The organism is Streptomyces sp. NPDC002853 (genome assembly GCF_053591915.1).
Genome location: NZ_JBSFUS010000011.1, coordinates 1 through 16697 on the forward strand (window position 1 = coordinate 1; position 16697 = coordinate 16697).

The following is a 16697-nucleotide window of genomic DNA, read 5'->3' on the forward strand; positions in this document are numbered from 1 at the left end:
TCTCAAGGAACGGACGCTTCCTTTGTACTCACCCTCTCGGGCTTTCCTCCGGGCGCTTCCCTTCGGTGTTTCATTTTGTCTTGCTGTCTTGCGTTCCCAACTCTACCAGATCCGCTTTCCGTTCCGTTCCCGGTTCGGATTTCATTTCCGGTGGCCGTTGGGGGCCTTTGCCTTTCGGCGTGTTCACTACGTTAGCGGATTCCCTCTGCAACTCATAATCGAGTTCCGCGAGTTCGAATTCCGGCATGCGAGCATGCGAAATGCGCCCCCGCTGAGGGGAAGTCGTAGGTAGTGGTTGGCCGCTCTCGGCTGCTGGCAGATTGCCGTAACCGGGTTAAGCGGCTCGGGCCACATTACGGTCCGCCCAGGGCCGCGTCAAGTTCGGCGGCGTCGGGGCGTATGGGCCCGATAAGGGCTCACCGTCGGGTCGTTGGAGGTCCAGAAGCGCCAGGGGTGGACGGCGCCCTCGCCGCCGACTCCCGTACGCGGGCCGTTGCTGACCTGGTCGGGGTCGACAGGGGTGCCCGCGAGGAGAGTGAGGGGAGCGTCCCCGCCCGCGCAGAGGTCGGAGCCGTTCAGGCTGCGGTCCACGTCAAGGGCTGTGGCCAGCCGTGCCGGGCCTTTGGCGAGTTCCCTGTCGTTGCGGGCCGAGAGTCGACGCTTGCGGGCGGTCTCGGCTCCGGCCGTGATCTCCCCGGCCCGCAGCAGGACTCCGCTCGCCTGGCCTTCCGGGCCGCACACCACGTTGAGGCAGTGCCACATGCCGTAGGTGAAGTAGACGTACGCGTATCCGGGCGGACCGAACATCACGCTGTTGCGGGCGGTGGGGCCGCGATAGGCGTGTGACCCCGGGTCGGCCTCGCCCGCGTAGGCCTCGACCTCTGTCAGGCGCAGCTCGATCGGACCGTCCGGTGAGCTGCGTACGAGGACGCGGCCCAGCAGATCAGGGGCCACGTCGAGGACAGGGCGAGCAAAGAAGTCGTGGGTGAGGGGCGTACGGTCAGGGGCCTCGATCATGGCGTCCGAGCGTACTGGAGACGGCCCGTACGGGCAGGTGGTCACCTGCCGGGCGAATTGCCCGGGCGAGGACGCGGAACCGGACGTGGGTTCACCGCGTTTGTATGGATCAAGGATTCAAGTCGAGTCGAACCACAGGCGGGGCCTGGGGAGGAGAGTCATGGGGTTCAAGAAGCTGCTTGCGAGCCTGGGTGCCGGCGGTGCGTCGGTGGAGACGGTGCTGACCGAGGTCAACGTCGTACCGGGTGGTGTCGTCCAGGGTGAGGTGCGGATCCAGGGCGGGTCCGTGGACCAGGAGATCGAGGGTCTTTCCGTCGGCCTCCAGGCGCGGGTCGAGGTCGAGGGCCAGGACCAGGAGACGAAGCAGGACATCGAGTTCACGAAGCTGCGGCTCGGTGGGGCCTTCACGCTCCAGGCGGGTCAGGTGCACGCGGTGCCGTTCGGGCTCGAGATCCCCTGGGAGACGCCGGTCACCTCCATCGACGGGCAGCAGCTGCGCGGGATGAACATCGGTGTGACCACCGAGCTCGAGATCGCGCGGGCCGTGGACTCCGGCGACCTGGACCCGATCAACGTGCACCCGCTGCCGGCGCAGCAGGCCATCCTGGACGCGTTCATCCAGCTGGGCTTCCGCTTCAAGAGCGCGGACATGGAGCGCGGTCACATCCGTGGTACGCGGCAGAAGCTGCCGTTCTACCAGGAGATCGAGTTCTTCCCGCCGCAGCAGTACCGCGGCCTCAACCAGGTCGAGTTGAGCTTCGTGGCCGACGACCGCGAGATGGACGTCATCCTGGAGATGGACAAGAAGCCGGGTCTCTTCAGTGAGGGCAGTGACTCGTTCCGCTCGTTCAAGGTCGGTCTGAACGACTTCCAGGGCACGGACTGGGCGGCGTACCTGAACGAGTGGCTGTCCCAGGTCGGCAGCAAGCGCAACTGGTTCTAGGCTCGGAACGGAAGAGCTGTAGAGCTACCGCCGATCAGGAACCAACCAGGAGGTGCCGACGTGACCGAGCTCAAGAGGCCGCCGCTTCCGCATGACTTCCATCCGCCCGTGGCGTCCTTCACGGTCGTGAGCGAGGACTTCGAACCGGGCGGGGTCCTTAAGGACGCTCAGGTCCAGGCGGCCGGGAACACCTCGCCGCACCTGCGGTGGGAGGGCTTCCCGCCGGAGACCAAGAGCTTCGCCGTGACCTGCTTCGACCCGGACGCGCCCACGGGCAGCGGGTTCTGGCACTGGTCGGTCATCGACATCCCGGTGTCGGTGACCGAGCTGCCCACCGGTGCGGGCAGCGGCAAGTTCGAGGGGCTGCCCGAGGGTGCGGTGCAGGTGCGCAACGACTACGGGACGAAGGAATTCGGGGGCGCGGCGCCGCCTCCCGGGGACCCGGCGCACCGATATGTGTTCACCGTGTACGCGGTGGACCAGGAGAAGCTCGGGCCGGACTCCGACGCTTCGCCTGCTGTCATCGGGTTCAACCTCCGGTTCCACACGGTCGGGCGCGCGCAGGTGCTCGCCGAGTACGCGGCTCCCGCCGGTAGCTGAGCGTTCACTGAACGTTTGCCCGCCCCTGGTCATGGAAGTGATCAGGGGCGGGCATTTTTTATTGCGTTGTCCATCTCGGCGTGCCCGGCCAGAGTTGATCCCAGCCCGCCAGGGGTGGGTCGGTGTGCATACGGGAGGTGGGCGAAATGCGGGACACGCTGGTGCTGAACGCGAGCTTCGAGCCGCTGTCGACGGTGACGCTGAACCGTGCCGTCGTGCTGGTCCTCAGCGACAAGGCAGTCGTCGAACACGCCCACCCCGGACTCCGTGTGCGCGCGGCGGCGGTCGAGATACCGGTGCCTCGGGTGATCAGGCTCTGCAGGTATGTACGGGTGCCTTTCCGAAGACGGGCTCCGTGGTCGCGGCGGGGTGTCCTCGTGCGGGACCAGCACAGGTGCGCGTACTGCGGGAGGCGGGCGACGACCGTGGACCACGTGGTGCCGCGGGCGCAGGGCGGTACGGACACCTGGCTGAACACGGTCGCTTCGTGCGCGATGGACAATCACCGCAAGGCGGACCGTACTCCGGAGGAGGCCGGGATGCCGTTGCTGCGGCAGCCGTTCGAGCCGACGCCCGCGGACGCGATGCTGCTCGCGCTCGGCCGGGAGGAACTGGCCTCGCTGCCCGAGTGGCTCGCTCAGCCTGCGGCCTAGTTCCGCACCGCGTGCCGGTCGGGGCCTCAGTCGATCCGCGGCTGCTCGCGGCGCTCGGTGGCGGGGGCGGGCACGCCGGCGGAGTTGCCCGCGCTGCCGGAGCCGCCGCCCAGGGGGCCGAAGTTGCCGAGTGCGCCGCCGAGGCCCTTGAGGGCGTCGCCGATCTCGCTGGGGACGATCCAGAGCTTGTTCGCGTCGCCCTCGGCGATCTTCGGGAGCATCTGGAGGTACTGGTAGGAGAGGAGCTTTTGGTCCGGGTCTCCGGCGTGGATGGACTCGAAGACCGTACGGATCGCCTGGGCCTCGCCCTCGGCGCGCAGGGCCGCGGCCTTGGCCTCACCCTCGGCGCGCAGGATCGCGGACTGCTTCTCGCCCTCGGCGCGCAGGATCTCCGACTGCCGTACACCCTCGGCCTGGAGGATCGCGGCGCGCTTGTCGCGGTCGGCGCGCATCTGCTTCTCCATCGAGTCCTGGATGGAGGTCGGCGGCTCGATCGCCTTGAGCTCGACGCGGTTGACGCGGATGCCCCACTTGCCGGTGGCCTCGTCGAGGACGCCGCGCAGCGCCGCGTTGATCTCCTCGCGGGAGGTGAGGGTCCGCTCCAGGTCCATGCCGCCGATGATGTTGCGCAGCGTGGTGACGGTGAGCTGCTCGATCGCCTGGATGTAGCTGGCGACCTCGTACGTCGCGGCGCGGGCGTCGGTCACCTGGTAGTAGATGACGGTGTCGATGTTCACCACGAGGTTGTCCTGGGTGATCACCGGCTGGGGCGGGAAGGGGACGACCTGTTCACGCAGGTCGATGCGGTTGCGGATCGAGTCGATGAACGGGACGACGATGTTCAGGCCCGCGTTCAGCGTCCGTGTGTAGCGGCCGAAGCGCTCGACGATCGCCGCGCTGGCCTGTGGGATGACCTGGATGGTCTTGATCAGGGCGATGAAGACCAGCACCACCAGAATGATCAGGACGATGATGATTGGCTGCATCGTTGTTCCCCGTACCCCTCTTGCCTCGGTGTTCCCGGAAGATCCGCAGAGCCAGAACGCGGGTCGGCGAAGATCTTGCTCGTCGAGTCTGACAGACCGTCGCACACCCCGTGGTGCATTCACATGACGACGGCCGTCGCTCCGTCGATCTCGACGACATCCACCTCGCGTCCCGCCTCGTAGCTCTGGGCGGTGTCGAGCGCTCGGGCCGACCAGATCTCGCCGGCGAGCTTGATCCGGCCGCCGGAGGCGTCGACGCGTTCCAGGACGACGGCCGTCCTGCCCTTCAACGCCTCGACCCCGGTGGCCAGTTCGGGTCGTTGGGAGCGGTGCCGCGCCGCCACCGGGCGTACGACCGCGATGAGCGCGACCGACACCGCGGCGAAGACGACGACTTGGAGCACGAGGCCGCCGCCCAGGCCCGCGGTCACGGCGCCCGCGACGGCGCCCACGGAGAGCATGCCGAACTCCGGCATCGCGGTCAGTACGAGCGGGATTCCGAGTGCGGCGGCGCCGATCAGCCACCACACCCATGCGTCGATGTCCACGTGGTCATGGTAGGACCGCGGGACTCTTCCGCACAGGGCACGTGATCTACCGACCGGAGCGGGCCCGGCAGTTCGCGCCGGTGCGATGCGAACGGTCAGCCGAGCGGGAGGCCCTGTGCGCTCCAGCGCTCGCCGCGCTCCTCGACCACCAGGGGCAGTCCGAAGCACAGGGAGAGGTTGCGGGAGGTCAGTTCGAGTTCCAGCGGGCCGGCGGCCATGATCTTGCCCTGGCGGATCATGAGGACGTGGGTGAAGCCGGGGGCGATCTCCTCGACGTGGTGCGTGACCATGATCATCGAGGGGGCGATCGGGTCGCGGGCCAGGCGGCCGAGGCGGCGTACGAGGTCTTCGCGGCCGCCGAGGTCGAGGCCCGCGGCGGGCTCGTCCAGGAGGAGCAGCTCGGGGTCGGTCATCAGGGCGCGCGCGATCAGGGTGCGCTTGCGCTCGCCCTCGGAGAGGGTGCCGAACTTGCGGTCCAGGTAGTCGGTCATGCCGAGGCGGTCGAGGAAGGCGCGGGCGCGCTGCTCGTCGACGTCCTCGTAGTTCTCGTGCCAGCCGGCGGTCATGCCGTACGCGGCGGTGAGCACCGTCTGGAGCACGGTCTGGTTCTTGGGCAGCTTCTCGGCCATCGCGATGCCGGCCACGCCGATGCGCGGGCGGAGCTCGAAGACGTCCGTGCCGGGCCTGCCCAGGGTCTCGCCGAGGATGGTGGCGGTGCCGGTGCTCGGGTAGAGGTAGCTGGACGCGACGTTCAGGAGGGTGGTCTTCCCCGCGCCGTTCGGTCCGAGGATGACCCAGCGCTCACCCTCCTTGACCGACCAGGAGACCTGGTCCACCAGAGCCCGGCCCTCGCGGACCACGGATACGTCCTCCAGCTCCAGTACATCGCTCATGAGCGCGTTGTCTCCCATTGCAGTCTCGGCTGTCGCTTGCGTCTGTGGACGCAGTCCCCTGGGAGAAAACCTACGCCACCGGTCGAGCGCTCCAGCCCTTAGCCCGGTCCTTAGGCTGTACGCATGCTCTCGGAACCACGCTCAGGACGCCTGGCCGCATGGGGAAATGCCCTTCTTGCCGGACTTGTCTCGCCGGATGACGCGGTGCACGCGATGGTCGGTGACGACGCCGTGCACCGGGTCGAAGGTCTCCCCGGCGAGTCGGGGCCCGTCGGTCTCACGCTCGCCGTCGGACGATTGCGCACGCTCGGGGTGACCGGACTCCGGGTCGCGCTGCCCGCGCCGGGCCATCCGCTCGGTCTGAGCGGCCCGCCCGCGTTCAATGCCCGCGCCCTGGACGCGCAGGAGGCCGTCGTCGCCTTCGGGGCGCCGTACGGCCTGGTGCCCGAGGTGTCCGAGGCGGGCCCCGAGGGCGACGTGCACGTGGAGGTCCTCTGGCACTGTCTGCCCGTGCGGGAGGCGCCGCCCGCCGATGTGCCCTCGCTGGGCGAGGCGGAGCGTGAGCTCGCCGAGGCACTGCGGGACGCGACGGACATGCTCTCGAAGCTCGACGTCGCGGGGTCGGGGCCGGTCGCCGAGGCCGCGGTGGACGCCTACCGGGCGCGGGCCGAGCGTGGGCGTGAGGTGCTCGCTCCCGGATATCCGCCGCGTGCGGTACGGGTGTTGGAGCTGGCCCAGCGGGTCGGCCTGCTGATCTCGGTGGCGTACGAGAACGGCCATGGCGGGGCCGTGAGCGCCTCGGAGATGGCCGCGCGGGGTGAGGCGCTCCGGCCGGTGGAACGGACGGCACGGCGGGCGCAGGTGGCCGCGTACAACGCCTATGTGGAGGAGCGGGAGCGGTAGCCCTGGGGGTGCCTCGGTTCTGCCGCGGGTGCTTCGTGGACCGGCGCGCAGTTCCCCGCGCCCCTGCCGGGGGCACAGCAGACCGGCCCCCCGGGGATGCCCGGGAGGCCGGTGGTCACTGCTTGACCTGGGGTTCGCGTCAGGCGTTGAGGCCGTCGTTCCCGAAGGCCGGGTTGAGGGCGCCGATGACCGACACGGTGTTGCCCACGGCGTTCACGGGGATGTGCACCGGCACCTGGACGAGGTTGCCCGAGCCGACGCCCGGCGACTTCACGGCCTTGCCGTTGGCGTGCGCACCGTCCGTGGCGGAGGCGAGACCGGCACCGGCGACGACGAGGCCACCCGCCACCATCGTGACAGCAGCGGCCTTCTTCAGGTTCTTCACTTCTGGACCCTCCTAGCGATCGCCGCGGCCAGCCGCCGCAGCACGCACTGAAGAACGGCTCGGGGGCTCACAGGTTGCGCCGAACGGGGGACATTGACACGACGGTATGAATCTCAGACCGGAACGCATCCATCCGCTCCGCCGGTTGACGGAGTACGCAGAAACGCTGATCAGCCGGTCACACCATGTCGTACGGCCCACAGGGCGGCCTGGGTGCGGTCGGCTAGGTCCAGTTTCATCAGGATGTTCGAGACGTGGGTCTTGACGGTTTTCTCGGAGAGCACGAGGGCGCGCGCGATCTCGCGGTTCGAGCGGCCGTCGGCGATGAGCCCGAGGACCTCGCGCTCCCGCTCGGTGAGCGAACCGCCCCTCCCCTGCCCGGTGTTGGCCTCTTCCTGGGACAGCAGTGCCCCCGCCACCTCGGGCTGCAGCAGCACATGGCCCGCGTGCACGGACCGGATGGCGCCCGCCAGTGCGTCCGGGTCGACGTCCTTGTAGACATACCCGGCGGCGCCCGCGCGCAGGGCCGGGACGACCGTGCGCTGCTCGGTGAAGCTGGTGACGATGAGCACGCGCGCGGGGTTGGCCAGTTCGCGGAGCTTGCGCAGCGCCTCGACGCCGTCCATGCCCGGCATCTTGACGTCCATGAGGACGACGTCCGGCCTCAACTTCTCGGCCTGCTCGACCCCTTCGGCGCCGTCCGACGCCTCTCCGACGACCTCGATGTCGTCCTGCACCTCGAGGAACGTACGCAGACCGCGGCGGACCACCTGGTGGTCGTCGACCAACAGCACCCGGATCCCCGTCTTCGTCTTGAACACAGCGTCAGCCACCGGGAACCTCCATCTCGATCGTCGTGCCCTTGCCGGGCTCCGATTCCACGGTCAGCCGTCCGCCGACCCCGCCGGCCCTGTCCCGCATCGAGACCAGGCCCAAGTGCCGCCCCGCGCGCCTGATCACGCGCGGGTCGAAGCCGCAGCCGTCGTCGGTGACGCGCAGCGCGGCTCCGGCGCCGCGTCGCACCAGGGTCACGCAGACGCGTTCCGCGCCGGAGTGCCGCAAGGCATTGTGCAGCGCCTCCTGGGCGACGCGCAGCATCGCTTCCTCCTGGGCCGCGGGCAGGGCGCGGACGGCGTGGCTGTCGAAGGTGACCGCGGCGGAATGCGCGCGGTCCAGGACCTGCGTGTGGGTGCGCAGGGTGGCCACCAGGCCGTCCTCGTCCAGGGCAGCGGGGCGCAACTCGACGACGGCGGCGCGCAATTCGTCCGCCGCCTCGGCCGCGAGGGCGGCCACCTGCTGGAGTTCGCCCTTGGCACGCGAGGGGTCGCGGTCCACCAGGGCGGCCGCTGCCTGGGCGGTAAGGCGCAGCGAGAACAGCTTCTGGCTGACGGCGTCGTGCAGTTCGTGGGCGAGGCGCGAGCGCTCCTCCGCGATGGTCAGCTCGCGGCTGCGCTCGTAGAGGCGGGCGTTGGTGAGGGCGATCGCGGCGTGCTGGGCGAGGATCGACAGGAGCTCTTCGTCGTCGGCGGTGAATCCGCAACCGCCGTCCGGCTTGGGGCAGTTCTTGTTGGCGAGGAAGAGCGCGCCGAGGGTCTCCTCCCCGTACCGGATCGGCAGGCCCAGGAAGTCGGACATGTCCGGGTGGGCGGTCGGCCAGCCCTCGAAGCGGGGGTCCTTGCGTACGTCGGCGAGGCGCTCGGGCTCGGCCTTGTGCAGCATCGCGGCGAGGATGCCGTGCTGGCGGGGCAGCGGGCCGATGGCGCGCCACTGTTCGTCGCTGACGCCGTCGACGACGAACTGGGCGAACCCTCCGTGGTCGTCCGGGACACCGAGCGCCGCATACTCCGCGTCGAGCAGTTCGCGGGCCGAGGCGACGATCGTCTTCAGGACGTCGCGCACCTCCAGTTGCCTGCTCATGGCGAGAAGCGCGGAGCTCACCGCGTTCAGGCCGGACCGGGGACCTTGACTCATGACCTCACCGTACCGGCGGGGTGTGACAGTGCGTATCGGACCTGTGGTGGCCACCGCCTAGGGCTGTCGGCGTAGGCCCAAGGGCCCTGAGCTGTTGCGGCCGGCGCACGAGGCGCCGGGAGCGGTGCCGTTCCTACCGTGGGGTCATCCGCCACAGAAGCGGACGCAGGGTGACCCGAGGGGACGGATGTCATGCCGGTAGCGATCATCACGGGGGCTTCGAAGGGGCTGGGGCGCGCGCTGGCGGCGGCGCTCGCCGAGCGGGGCTGGGGTCTGGTGCTGGACGCCAGGACGGCGGCCGCGCTCGATGAGGCCGCCCGCGATCTGGCGGGGCGCGGCGCGCGCGTGGAGGCCGTCGCCGGGGATGTCACCGATGCCGGGCACCGGGCTGATCTGGTGGCCGCGGCGCACGAGCTGGGCGGTCTCGATCTACTGGTGAACAACGCGAGCGCGCTGGGCGCGGAGCCTCTCGTACGGCTCGAGGAGCTCACGCCCGACGGACTGCGGCTGGCTCTGGAGACCAATGTGGTGGCGGCGCTGGGGCTGATCCGCGAGGCGCTGCCCCTGCTGCGGGCCTCGGGGGCGGGGGCGGTGGTCGATGTCAGCTCCGACGCGGCCGTCGAGGCGTACGAGACGTGGGGCGGGTACGGGGCGTCCAAGGCCGCTCTTGATCATCTGTCGGCGGTTCTCGCGGTGGAGGAACCGGATATCAGGGTGTGGGCGGTCGATCCCGGTGACATGCGGACCGATCTCTACCAGGCGGCCGTCCCGGTCGATGACGCCTCGGGGCGGCCGTCACCCGAGACGGTGGTGCCCGCCTTCCTGCGGTTGCTCGACGAGCGACCGGCGAGCGGGCGATACACGGCCCCGTCTTTGTCGGCCGCCCGATGACGCTGGCCGTGCGGGTGCCCGACGAGCTGGCGGCGCGCGTCCCCGCCGAGCAGCGTGGTCCGCGGCTCGGCAGGGACGCGGTGCGGCTGCTCCTGTCGCGCGGGACGGAGGTCTCGCATCACGCGTTCGCCGACCTGCCCGCGCTGCTGCGGACCGGGGACCTGCTGATCGTGAACACCTCACAGACACTGCCCGCCGCGGTCGACGGAACCGTGGGGCACGCGCGCGTGGTGGTGCATTTCTCGACGCGGGGTGACGACGGACGGTGGGCCGTCGAGTTGCGGGACCCGGACGGCAGGGGCACCACGCGTGCGCGGGCGGGCGGGCCCGCGAAGTCAGTCGTACGGCTCCCCGATGGCGTACGCCTGGTCCTCGATGAGCCGCTGAGCCCGGGAAGCGGGCGGTTGTGGTGGGCCCGGGTGCCGGCCGACGTGCCGTCGCTGCTGCGGCGGCACGGGCGCCCCATCCGCTACTCCCATACGGAGAGGGACCAGCCGCTCTCCGCGCACCAGACCGTCTTCGCGCTGCCGTCGGCCGACGGGGCGGGCAGCGCGGAGATGCCGAGTGCGGCCCGGCCCTTCACCGCGGACCTGGTGGCACGCCTGGTGAGCCGGGGTGTGCAGTTCGCGCCGGTCACCCTGCATACGGGGGTGGCGTCCCCCGAGGCGCACGAACCGCCCTACCCCGAGCTCTTCGATGTGCCCCGGGCGTCGGCGCGGCTGATCAACGCCGCCGCGGCGGGCGGCGGGCGCGTCATCGCGGTCGGTACGACGGCCGTGCGCGCCGTCGAGTCGGCCGTGGGCCCCGACGGGGTGGTCCGGGCGGCTGCGGGCCGCACGGAGCTCGTGGTGACGCCCGAGCGGGGTGTGCGCGTGGTGGACGGGCTGCTCACGGGTCTGCACGAGCCGCAGGCCTCGCATCTGCTGATGCTGGAGGCGGTCGCGGGCCGGGCCGCCGTGGACCGGGGTTATACGGAGGCCGTACGCCGTCTCTACCTGTGGCACGAGTTCGGCGACGTACATCTCCTACTTCCGAAGGAGTTTGCTCACGCAGAGAATTGCGGCGGCAACGATCGGTGAGGTTGTCACGTGTCCGATGTGAGCCCGCACATAGGGCGTGCATCACGTACGAAGGTCCCTAGTGGAGGGGAAAGTCCTCTATGCGCATGGGTTGCAATGCCATAAATGCGGACGTCGCGCCCCCTGATCCACTATGCGGCATCGTACGTCACTGCTTTGCCACAGAATTTTGCGGCCGCTAAGAATTGCACCCGTCGCTCGGCGCCGCGGTCTCGCACCGCGGCGTTTGTGCCGGAGAAGCAAATGTCCCCGCCGGCCAGAGCGACCTCCGCGATTCGAAGAGGTCCATCAGCCATGTCCAAGCTCAGCACCCCTGGTCATAGTCGCCCCGCGCCGACCAAGACCCAGAAGTTCTCGATCGCCGGTGTCGCCACGCTCGGCGCCGCCGCCCTCGCGTTCTCCCTCGTGCCGGGCAGCGCCGATGCCGGAACCGAGACCCGGAGCCTGGAGGCCGCCCCGGTGGCCTTCAAGCAGAACGTCGACGCCCAGCAGGCTGTCCGCGCCGGTGTCATCAAGCAGCACAACACCGCCGACAAGCAGGCCAAGGACGCCGCCGCCGCGAAGGCGAAGGCCGAGGCCGACGCCGCCGCGAAGAAGCGCGCCGACGAGGAGGCCGCGGCCAAGAAGAAGGCCGAGGACGAGCGCAAGGCCAAGGAAGCCGCGAGCCGTGCCGCCGCGCGCAAGCCGGTCTACGCCAACAACCTCGACGGCTGGATCCGCCAGTCCCTGGACATCATGAAGGCCAAGGGCATCCCCGGTTCCTACGAGGGACTGCACCGCAACATCATCCGTGAGTCCGCGGGCGACCCGAACGCCAAGAACGGCTGGGACATCAACGCCATCAACGGCACCCCGTCCGTCGGCCTGCTCCAGGTCATCCAGCCGACGTTCGACGCGTACCACGTCCAGGGCACGTCCACGAACATCTACGACCCGGTCGCCAACATCACGGCCGCGGCCAACTACGCGGCCGACCGCTACGGCTCGATGGACAACGTGAACAGCGCCTACTGAGCCTGATCTCCTGATCAACGGACCTCTTCACCGAGGCTCTGCGGACGCCGAAGGGCGGCACCCCCTGGGGGGTGCCGCCCTTCTCGTCGTTCCCGCGGGTCCGCTACTTGCGCATGACCTCGGGCTCGTGGCGGCGCAGCAGCCGTGCGACCGCGAAGCCGCAGGCGACGCCGATCAGGAGCAGGATCGTGATGTTCATGCCCCACTGGCCGGCCGTGTGCTCCCACAGCGGGTCGAGGTCGCCCGGCTTCTTCGGGTCCCACGGCGGCATGAGGTGCGCGAGGTCCAGCGTGGCTCCCGCACCGGCGATGGCCCAGCGCGACGGCATCAGCCAGGCGAACTGTTCGAGGCCCGGCGAGCCGTAGACCTGGAAGAGCACACCGGTGAAGACGACCTGGACGATCGCGAACATCACCAGGAGCGGCATGGTCTTCTCCGCGGTCTTCACCAGCGAGGAGATGACCAGGCCGAACATCATCGAGGTGAAGCCCAGGGCGATGATGACCAGGCAGATCTCGACGGCCGGCGGGAAGATCAGGCCCTCTTCCGGGAGATCGCGCGTCGCGAAGCCGATGCCGCAGATGATGACGCCCTGCAGGGCCGTGATCACGCCGAGGACGATGACCTTGGACATCAGGTACGCCGAGCGGGAGAGGCCGGTGGCCCGCTCCCGTTCGTAGATGACCCGTTCCTTGATCAGCTCACGTACGGAGTTGGCCGCGCCCGAGAAGCACATGCCGACCGCGAGGATCAGCATGATCGTTCCGGCGTCGCCGTTGAACTTGACCGGCGGCTTGGGCGGGCCGAGCCCGAATTCGGCCGGGATGACGACGCTGACGATGCCGAGGACCGCGGGCAGGATCACCATCAGGCCCAGGAAGCCCTTGTCGGAGGCGATCACCGAGGTGTAGCGGCGGATCAGGGTCCACAGCTGCGAGCCCCAGCCCTGCGGCTTGGGCGGCTTGATCGCCTGCGCCGGCGGCATGTGGACCGACTGCGCGGCCACGGCGTCGATGTCGGCGGCGTACATCTGGTAGTGCTGCGAGCCCTTCCAGCGGCCCGCCCAGTCGTAGTCGCGGTAGTTCTCGAACGCCGAGAAGACGTCCGCCCACGTCTGGTAGCCGAAGAAGTTGAGCGCTTCCTCCGGCGGACCGAAGTACGCGACCGAGCCGCCCGGCGCCATCACCAGGAGCTTGTCGCAGATCGCCAGCTCGGCGACCGAGTGCGTGACGACGAGGACCGTACGGCCGTCGTCGGCGAGGCCGCGCAGGAGCTGCATGACGTCGCGGTCCATGCCCGGGTCGAGGCCGGAGGTGGGCTCGTCCAGGAAGATCAGCGACGGCTTGGTGAGGAGCTCCAGGGCCACCGACACGCGCTTGCGCTGGCCACCGGAGAGGGAGGTGACCTTCTTCTCCTTGTGGATGTCCAGCTTGAGCTCGCGCAGGACCTCGTCGATCCGCTGCTCGCGCTCCTGCTCGCTGGTGTCCGAGGGGAAGCGCAGCTTGGCGGCGTACTTGAGGGCCTTCTTGACGGTCAGTTCCTTGTGCAGGATGTCGTCCTGCGGGACCAGACCGATGCGCTGGCGCAGCTCGGCGAACTGCTTGTAGAGGTTCCGGTTGTCGTAGAGGACGTCACCCTTGTTGGCGGGCCGGTAGCCGGTGAGCGCCTTGAGGAGGGTGGACTTTCCGGAGCCCGAGGGGCCGATGACCGCGATGAGCGACTTCTCCGGGACGCCGAAGGAGACGTCCTTGAGGATGTCCTTGCCGCCGTCGACCGTCACCGTCAGGTGCCGGGCGGAGAAGGAGATCTCGCCGGTGTCGACGAACTCCTCGAGCCGGTCGCCGACGAGCCGGAACGTCGAGTGGCCGACGCTGACGATGTCGTTCGGGCCGATGAGGGCCGTGCCCGACTTCGCGACCGGCTGGCCGTTGATGTACGTGCCGTTGTGCGAGCCGAGGTCATGGATCTCGAAGCGGCCGTCCGGAGTGGCCGTGAACTCGGCGTGGTGGCGCGAGACCTGGAGGTCGGAGACGACCAGTTCGTTCTCCAGGGCGCGGCCGATGCGCATCTTGCGGCCGAGCGAGAGCTGGTGGAACGTCGTCGGGCTGCGGTCACCGTAGACCGGCGGGGCCCCCGCGACACCGCCGGAACCCGCACCGGGACCCTGCTGCTGCGGGACCTGCGGCTGCTGTGCTTGCTGTGGCCGCTGGTGCTGAGCGGCCTGCTGGGGCTGCGGCCAGCCCTGCTGCTGGGGCATCTGCTGCTGCGCCGGGTACTGCGACGCCTGCGGCTCGGGTGCCTTGGCGGCCCAGCCGGGTCCGCCCTGCTGCTGCGCGTGGTGCTGCGGTGCCTGGTGTTGCGGCGCCTGATGGGCCGGGGCCTGCTGAGCGGCCTGCTGCGGTGCGGACACGGCGGCGCCCGAGGCGCTGCCGGACAGATTCAGCCGCGGACCGTCGGTCGCGTTGCCGAGGTTCACGGCCGAGCCGGGGCCGATTTCCATCTGGTGGATCCGCTGGCCCTGCACATAGGTGCCATTGGTGCTGCCGTGGTCCTCGATGACCCAACTGCGACCGCTCCAGCTGATCGTGGCGTGACGCCAGGACACCCTGGCGTCGTCAAGCGCGAGATCCCCCTGCGGATCACGTCCGAGGGTGTACGACCTGGACGGATCGAGCGTCCAGGTCCTTCCATTCAATTCCAGTACGAGTTCCGGCACTCCAGCCCCACTGAGTTGTCCCCCGAGCTAGCCCCCGTCATGGGGAGTCTAGGGATGTCGAACATCGGGAGGAACTATTTCAGGCGGAGGCCTCTGACCGAAAGTCGGGCCTTGTGAAGACTGCGTACGGGCCTGCGCGACCGCCCCGTTGACGGGGCAGAAACCGCCCCGGAGAGTAGTAACCGCCCATGAGTGCATACGGATCATGAGCATTGCGCACATCCCGCACTAATCGGGCGGCGCAGTGCGAGGCGGGGGGTCCAGATGGAGACCGGCGGGAAGCGGGCCGAAGGCCGGGGCGTGCGGTGGGGCGATGTGCTGCTCTCCGCGATTGCCGCCGTGAGCTGGGCTCTTGTCGGGATGGCCGGTACGGCGGCGCTCGGCCTGCATCTCCTCGGCGCGGACTCGGTGGGGTCCCTGGGGCCGATGACGGCTGCCGTGGTGGCTCTCGGCGCGGGTGGCTCGGTCACCCCGTCCGGTGACGTGTCGGCGTTCGGACTCGAAGGCGCCGAGGCGACCACCGCGATCGACGTCGCGCTGCTGGGCGTCGGGCTCGCCGGCGCGCTCCTCCTTGCGTATTTTTTCCTACGTTCCTTGCGCGGGGCGGGAGTTGTGATCACTCCGGCCGAACTGGCCGCGCGCGCGAGTGCGGTGATCGTCCTCTTTCTCGCGATGCTCGGGGGGCTCGCGTGGGCGGGTCACGACATCATCACGATCGACGGCGAGCAGCTGGGGATCGACAAGGGCATCGAGGAGGGGGTCGACCAGCTCCCCGATGACATCACGGACAAACTTCCCGACGGGCTCGGCGACATCGGCGGTCTGCTGCCCGACCGGCTCGGCGATCTCGCACAGGCGAAGGCAGCCGTCGGTTTCACCGTGGACACGGGTCCGACGTTGCTCGGGGGCGCGGTGTGGGTGATCGGCGTCCTGCTGATCGCGCTGCTCGCCTCGCGTCGTACGCCGCTGCCGCGCGGGTGGGACGCCGTGCACCGCGTGGTGCGGCCCGCCGCGTCCGCGCTGGTCACGGTGGCGCTCGTGGCGGTGCTCGCCGGGCTCGCGGCGGCGCTGTACGCGATGATCGGCGACGCCAACCCCAAGCGGATCGCGGGCGCCGCGCTGCTCGGGGCGCCGAACGGGGTGTGGCTCGGGGTGCCGGTCGGGCTGTTCGTGCCGTGGGACGGCGAGGCGACGGGCGAGCTGGCGAAGCTCCTGCCGGATCCGATGGACGACCTGCTGGCCGGTTCGGGCGCCGCGGGGAACGAGGCGGTGACGCTGGGGCGGCTCGCGGAACTCGACAGCAGGGTCTGGCTCCTCGGGGTCGCGGCGGCGCTGATGATCCTGTTCGCGGGCGTGCTCACCGCGGTCCGCACTCCTTACTCACGTGGCGAGACGGGCGCCCTGCGGTTCGCCGGGCAGTGCGCGGTGCGGCTCGGCGTCCTTACGGCACTCGCGCTGCCGTTGATGGTGTGGCTGACGGGGGTGTCCGCGGACGCCTCGCTGTCGGTGCTCGGCTTCGACGCGTTCGGGGCGGGGATCGAGCTGCACGGACAGCTGGGGATGGCGTTGCTGCTGGGTGCGGCATGGGGCGCCGGTGCGGGGGCGGTGGGGGCGTTGCTCGCGGCGGCCAGTGGAGCCGCGGGGAGCAGGGTTTCGCCACTTGCTCTTACGGGGGAGGCGGCTGGGGCGGTGCCTGGGATGGCGCCATCGGCTGAGGTGGCGGCCGGTGCGGGGGTTCCTGGCCCTGGTGTTCCTGGGGCCGGTGTTCCTGGGGCCGGTGTTCCTGGGGCTGCCGGGCCGTACAGTCCCGGTGCGCCCTTCCGGCCCTCGAACCCCGACACCAACCCCTACCTTCGGCCGCCGCGCGATGTGTCCGGGTCGCCGACGGTCATCGGGCCGGTCGCTCCGCCTCCGCAGCCGAAGCCACGGCCTCGCTCCTCGGGCAACGGCGACTGGCCGCCGCCTCCTCCCCCGCCGCCCCCACCACCCCCGCCGCGGGGGCCTCGGGGCGGCCAGGGGCGGTAGGCCGGCGAAGGGGCCCCTCGCCCCGGATGAACAGCGGCCCCTCCCCCGGATGAACAGGTGTCCGCCAAGCGGA

The 16697-nt window shown here is 70.0% G+C and carries 16 protein-coding genes and 1 pseudogene; 8 read left to right on the plus strand and 9 right to left on the minus strand.

What is annotated here, in order from left to right; all coding sequences use genetic code 11:
• Positions 1–70: 70 nt before the first annotated feature.
• Complete coding sequence (locus tag ACWD02_RS28820; protein WP_451215366.1) at positions 71–247, minus strand: hypothetical protein; 177 nt, start codon at positions 245–247, stop codon at positions 71–73.
• A 128-nt stretch (positions 248–375) separates the two neighbouring features.
• Positions 376–1017, minus strand: a complete 642-nt coding sequence (locus tag ACWD02_RS28825; RefSeq protein WP_451215368.1) for a DNA-3-methyladenine glycosylase — start codon at positions 1015–1017, stop codon at positions 376–378.
• Positions 1018–1177: 160 nt separating this feature from the next.
• Here ACWD02_RS28825 and ACWD02_RS28830 point away from each other — a divergent pair, with 160 nt between their 5' ends.
• The 3 genes from ACWD02_RS28830 (at position 1178) to ACWD02_RS28840 (ending at position 3213) form a co-directional block, all read left to right on the plus strand.
• Positions 1178–1960, plus strand: coding sequence for a sporulation protein (locus ACWD02_RS28830; protein WP_451215369.1), 783 nt, complete (start codon positions 1178–1180; stop codon positions 1958–1960).
• Positions 1961–2020: 60 nt separating this feature from the next.
• Entirely contained in the window at positions 2021–2560 is a 540-nt protein-coding gene (locus ACWD02_RS28835; RefSeq protein ID WP_451215371.1) for a YbhB/YbcL family Raf kinase inhibitor-like protein, read from the plus strand.
• Positions 2561–2706: 146 nt separating this feature from the next.
• Positions 2707–3213 carry an HNH endonuclease gene (locus ACWD02_RS28840; RefSeq protein WP_451215373.1) on the plus strand — a complete coding sequence of 169 codons (507 nt, stop codon included), beginning with the start codon at positions 2707–2709 and terminating at the stop codon, positions 3211–3213.
• Positions 3214–3239: 26 nt separating this feature from the next.
• Here ACWD02_RS28840 and ACWD02_RS28845 read toward each other — a convergent pair whose 3' ends face one another.
• The 3 genes and pseudogenes from ACWD02_RS28845 to ACWD02_RS28855 form a co-directional block, all read right to left on the minus strand.
• Positions 3240–4199, minus strand: coding sequence for an SPFH domain-containing protein (locus ACWD02_RS28845; RefSeq protein WP_451215375.1), 960 nt, complete (start codon positions 4197–4199; stop codon positions 3240–3242).
• Between the two features lie 119 nt (positions 4200–4318).
• Complete coding sequence (locus tag ACWD02_RS28850; RefSeq protein ID WP_451215377.1) at positions 4319–4747, minus strand: NfeD family protein; 429 nt, start codon at positions 4745–4747, stop codon at positions 4319–4321.
• A gap of 362 nt (positions 4748–5109) precedes the next feature.
• Positions 5110–5658: pseudogene (locus ACWD02_RS28855) on the minus strand (ABC transporter ATP-binding protein); the annotation flags it as partial.
• A gap of 105 nt (positions 5659–5763) precedes the next feature.
• Here ACWD02_RS28855 and ACWD02_RS28860 point away from each other — a divergent pair.
• Positions 5764–6543 carry a hypothetical protein gene (locus ACWD02_RS28860; protein ID WP_451215379.1) on the plus strand — a complete coding sequence of 260 codons (780 nt, stop codon included), beginning with the start codon at positions 5764–5766 and terminating at the stop codon, positions 6541–6543.
• A 139-nt stretch (positions 6544–6682) separates the two neighbouring features.
• Here the strand turns inward: ACWD02_RS28860 and ACWD02_RS28865 are convergent, their stop codons facing one another.
• The 3 genes from ACWD02_RS28865 to ACWD02_RS28875 form a co-directional block, all read right to left on the minus strand.
• On the minus strand, positions 6683–6928 hold the full coding sequence (locus ACWD02_RS28865) for a chaplin (RefSeq protein ID WP_451215381.1): 246 nt from the start codon (positions 6926–6928) through the stop codon (positions 6683–6685).
• 170 nt (positions 6929–7098) lie between these two features.
• Positions 7099–7761, minus strand: coding sequence for a response regulator (locus ACWD02_RS28870; RefSeq protein ID WP_451215383.1), 663 nt, complete (start codon positions 7759–7761; stop codon positions 7099–7101).
• Entirely contained in the window at positions 7754–8899 is a 1146-nt protein-coding gene (locus ACWD02_RS28875) for a GAF domain-containing sensor histidine kinase (RefSeq protein ID WP_451215385.1), read from the minus strand. The genes ACWD02_RS28870 and ACWD02_RS28875 overlap by 8 nt, the downstream gene beginning before the upstream one ends.
• A gap of 192 nt (positions 8900–9091) precedes the next feature.
• On the opposite strand from ACWD02_RS28875, the gene ACWD02_RS28880 reads away from it, so the two are divergent.
• From ACWD02_RS28880 to ACWD02_RS28890, 3 genes are all read left to right on the plus strand, one after another.
• Positions 9092–9790 (plus strand): SDR family NAD(P)-dependent oxidoreductase, encoded by a 699-nt coding sequence (locus ACWD02_RS28880; protein WP_451215387.1) that lies wholly within the window; start codon positions 9092–9094, stop codon positions 9788–9790.
• Positions 9787–10869 carry an S-adenosylmethionine:tRNA ribosyltransferase-isomerase gene (locus ACWD02_RS28885; protein WP_451215389.1) on the plus strand — a complete coding sequence of 361 codons (1083 nt, stop codon included), beginning with the start codon at positions 9787–9789 and terminating at the stop codon, positions 10867–10869. The genes ACWD02_RS28880 and ACWD02_RS28885 overlap by 4 nt, the downstream gene beginning before the upstream one ends.
• A 294-nt stretch (positions 10870–11163) precedes the next feature.
• Positions 11164–11883, plus strand: a complete 720-nt coding sequence (locus ACWD02_RS28890) for a transglycosylase SLT domain-containing protein (protein WP_451215391.1) — start codon at positions 11164–11166, stop codon at positions 11881–11883.
• Positions 11884–11986: 103 nt separating this feature from the next.
• On the opposite strand, the gene ACWD02_RS28895 is transcribed toward ACWD02_RS28890, so the two are convergent.
• Positions 11987–14599, minus strand: coding sequence for an FHA domain-containing protein (locus tag ACWD02_RS28895; protein ID WP_451215393.1), 2613 nt, complete (start codon positions 14597–14599; stop codon positions 11987–11989).
• A gap of 264 nt (positions 14600–14863) precedes the next feature.
• Here ACWD02_RS28895 and ACWD02_RS28900 point away from each other — a divergent pair, with 264 nt between their 5' ends.
• On the plus strand, positions 14864–16624 hold the full coding sequence (locus tag ACWD02_RS28900) for a streptophobe family protein (protein WP_451215395.1): 1761 nt from the start codon (positions 14864–14866) through the stop codon (positions 16622–16624).
• The last annotated feature ends 73 nt before the right edge of the window (positions 16625–16697 follow it).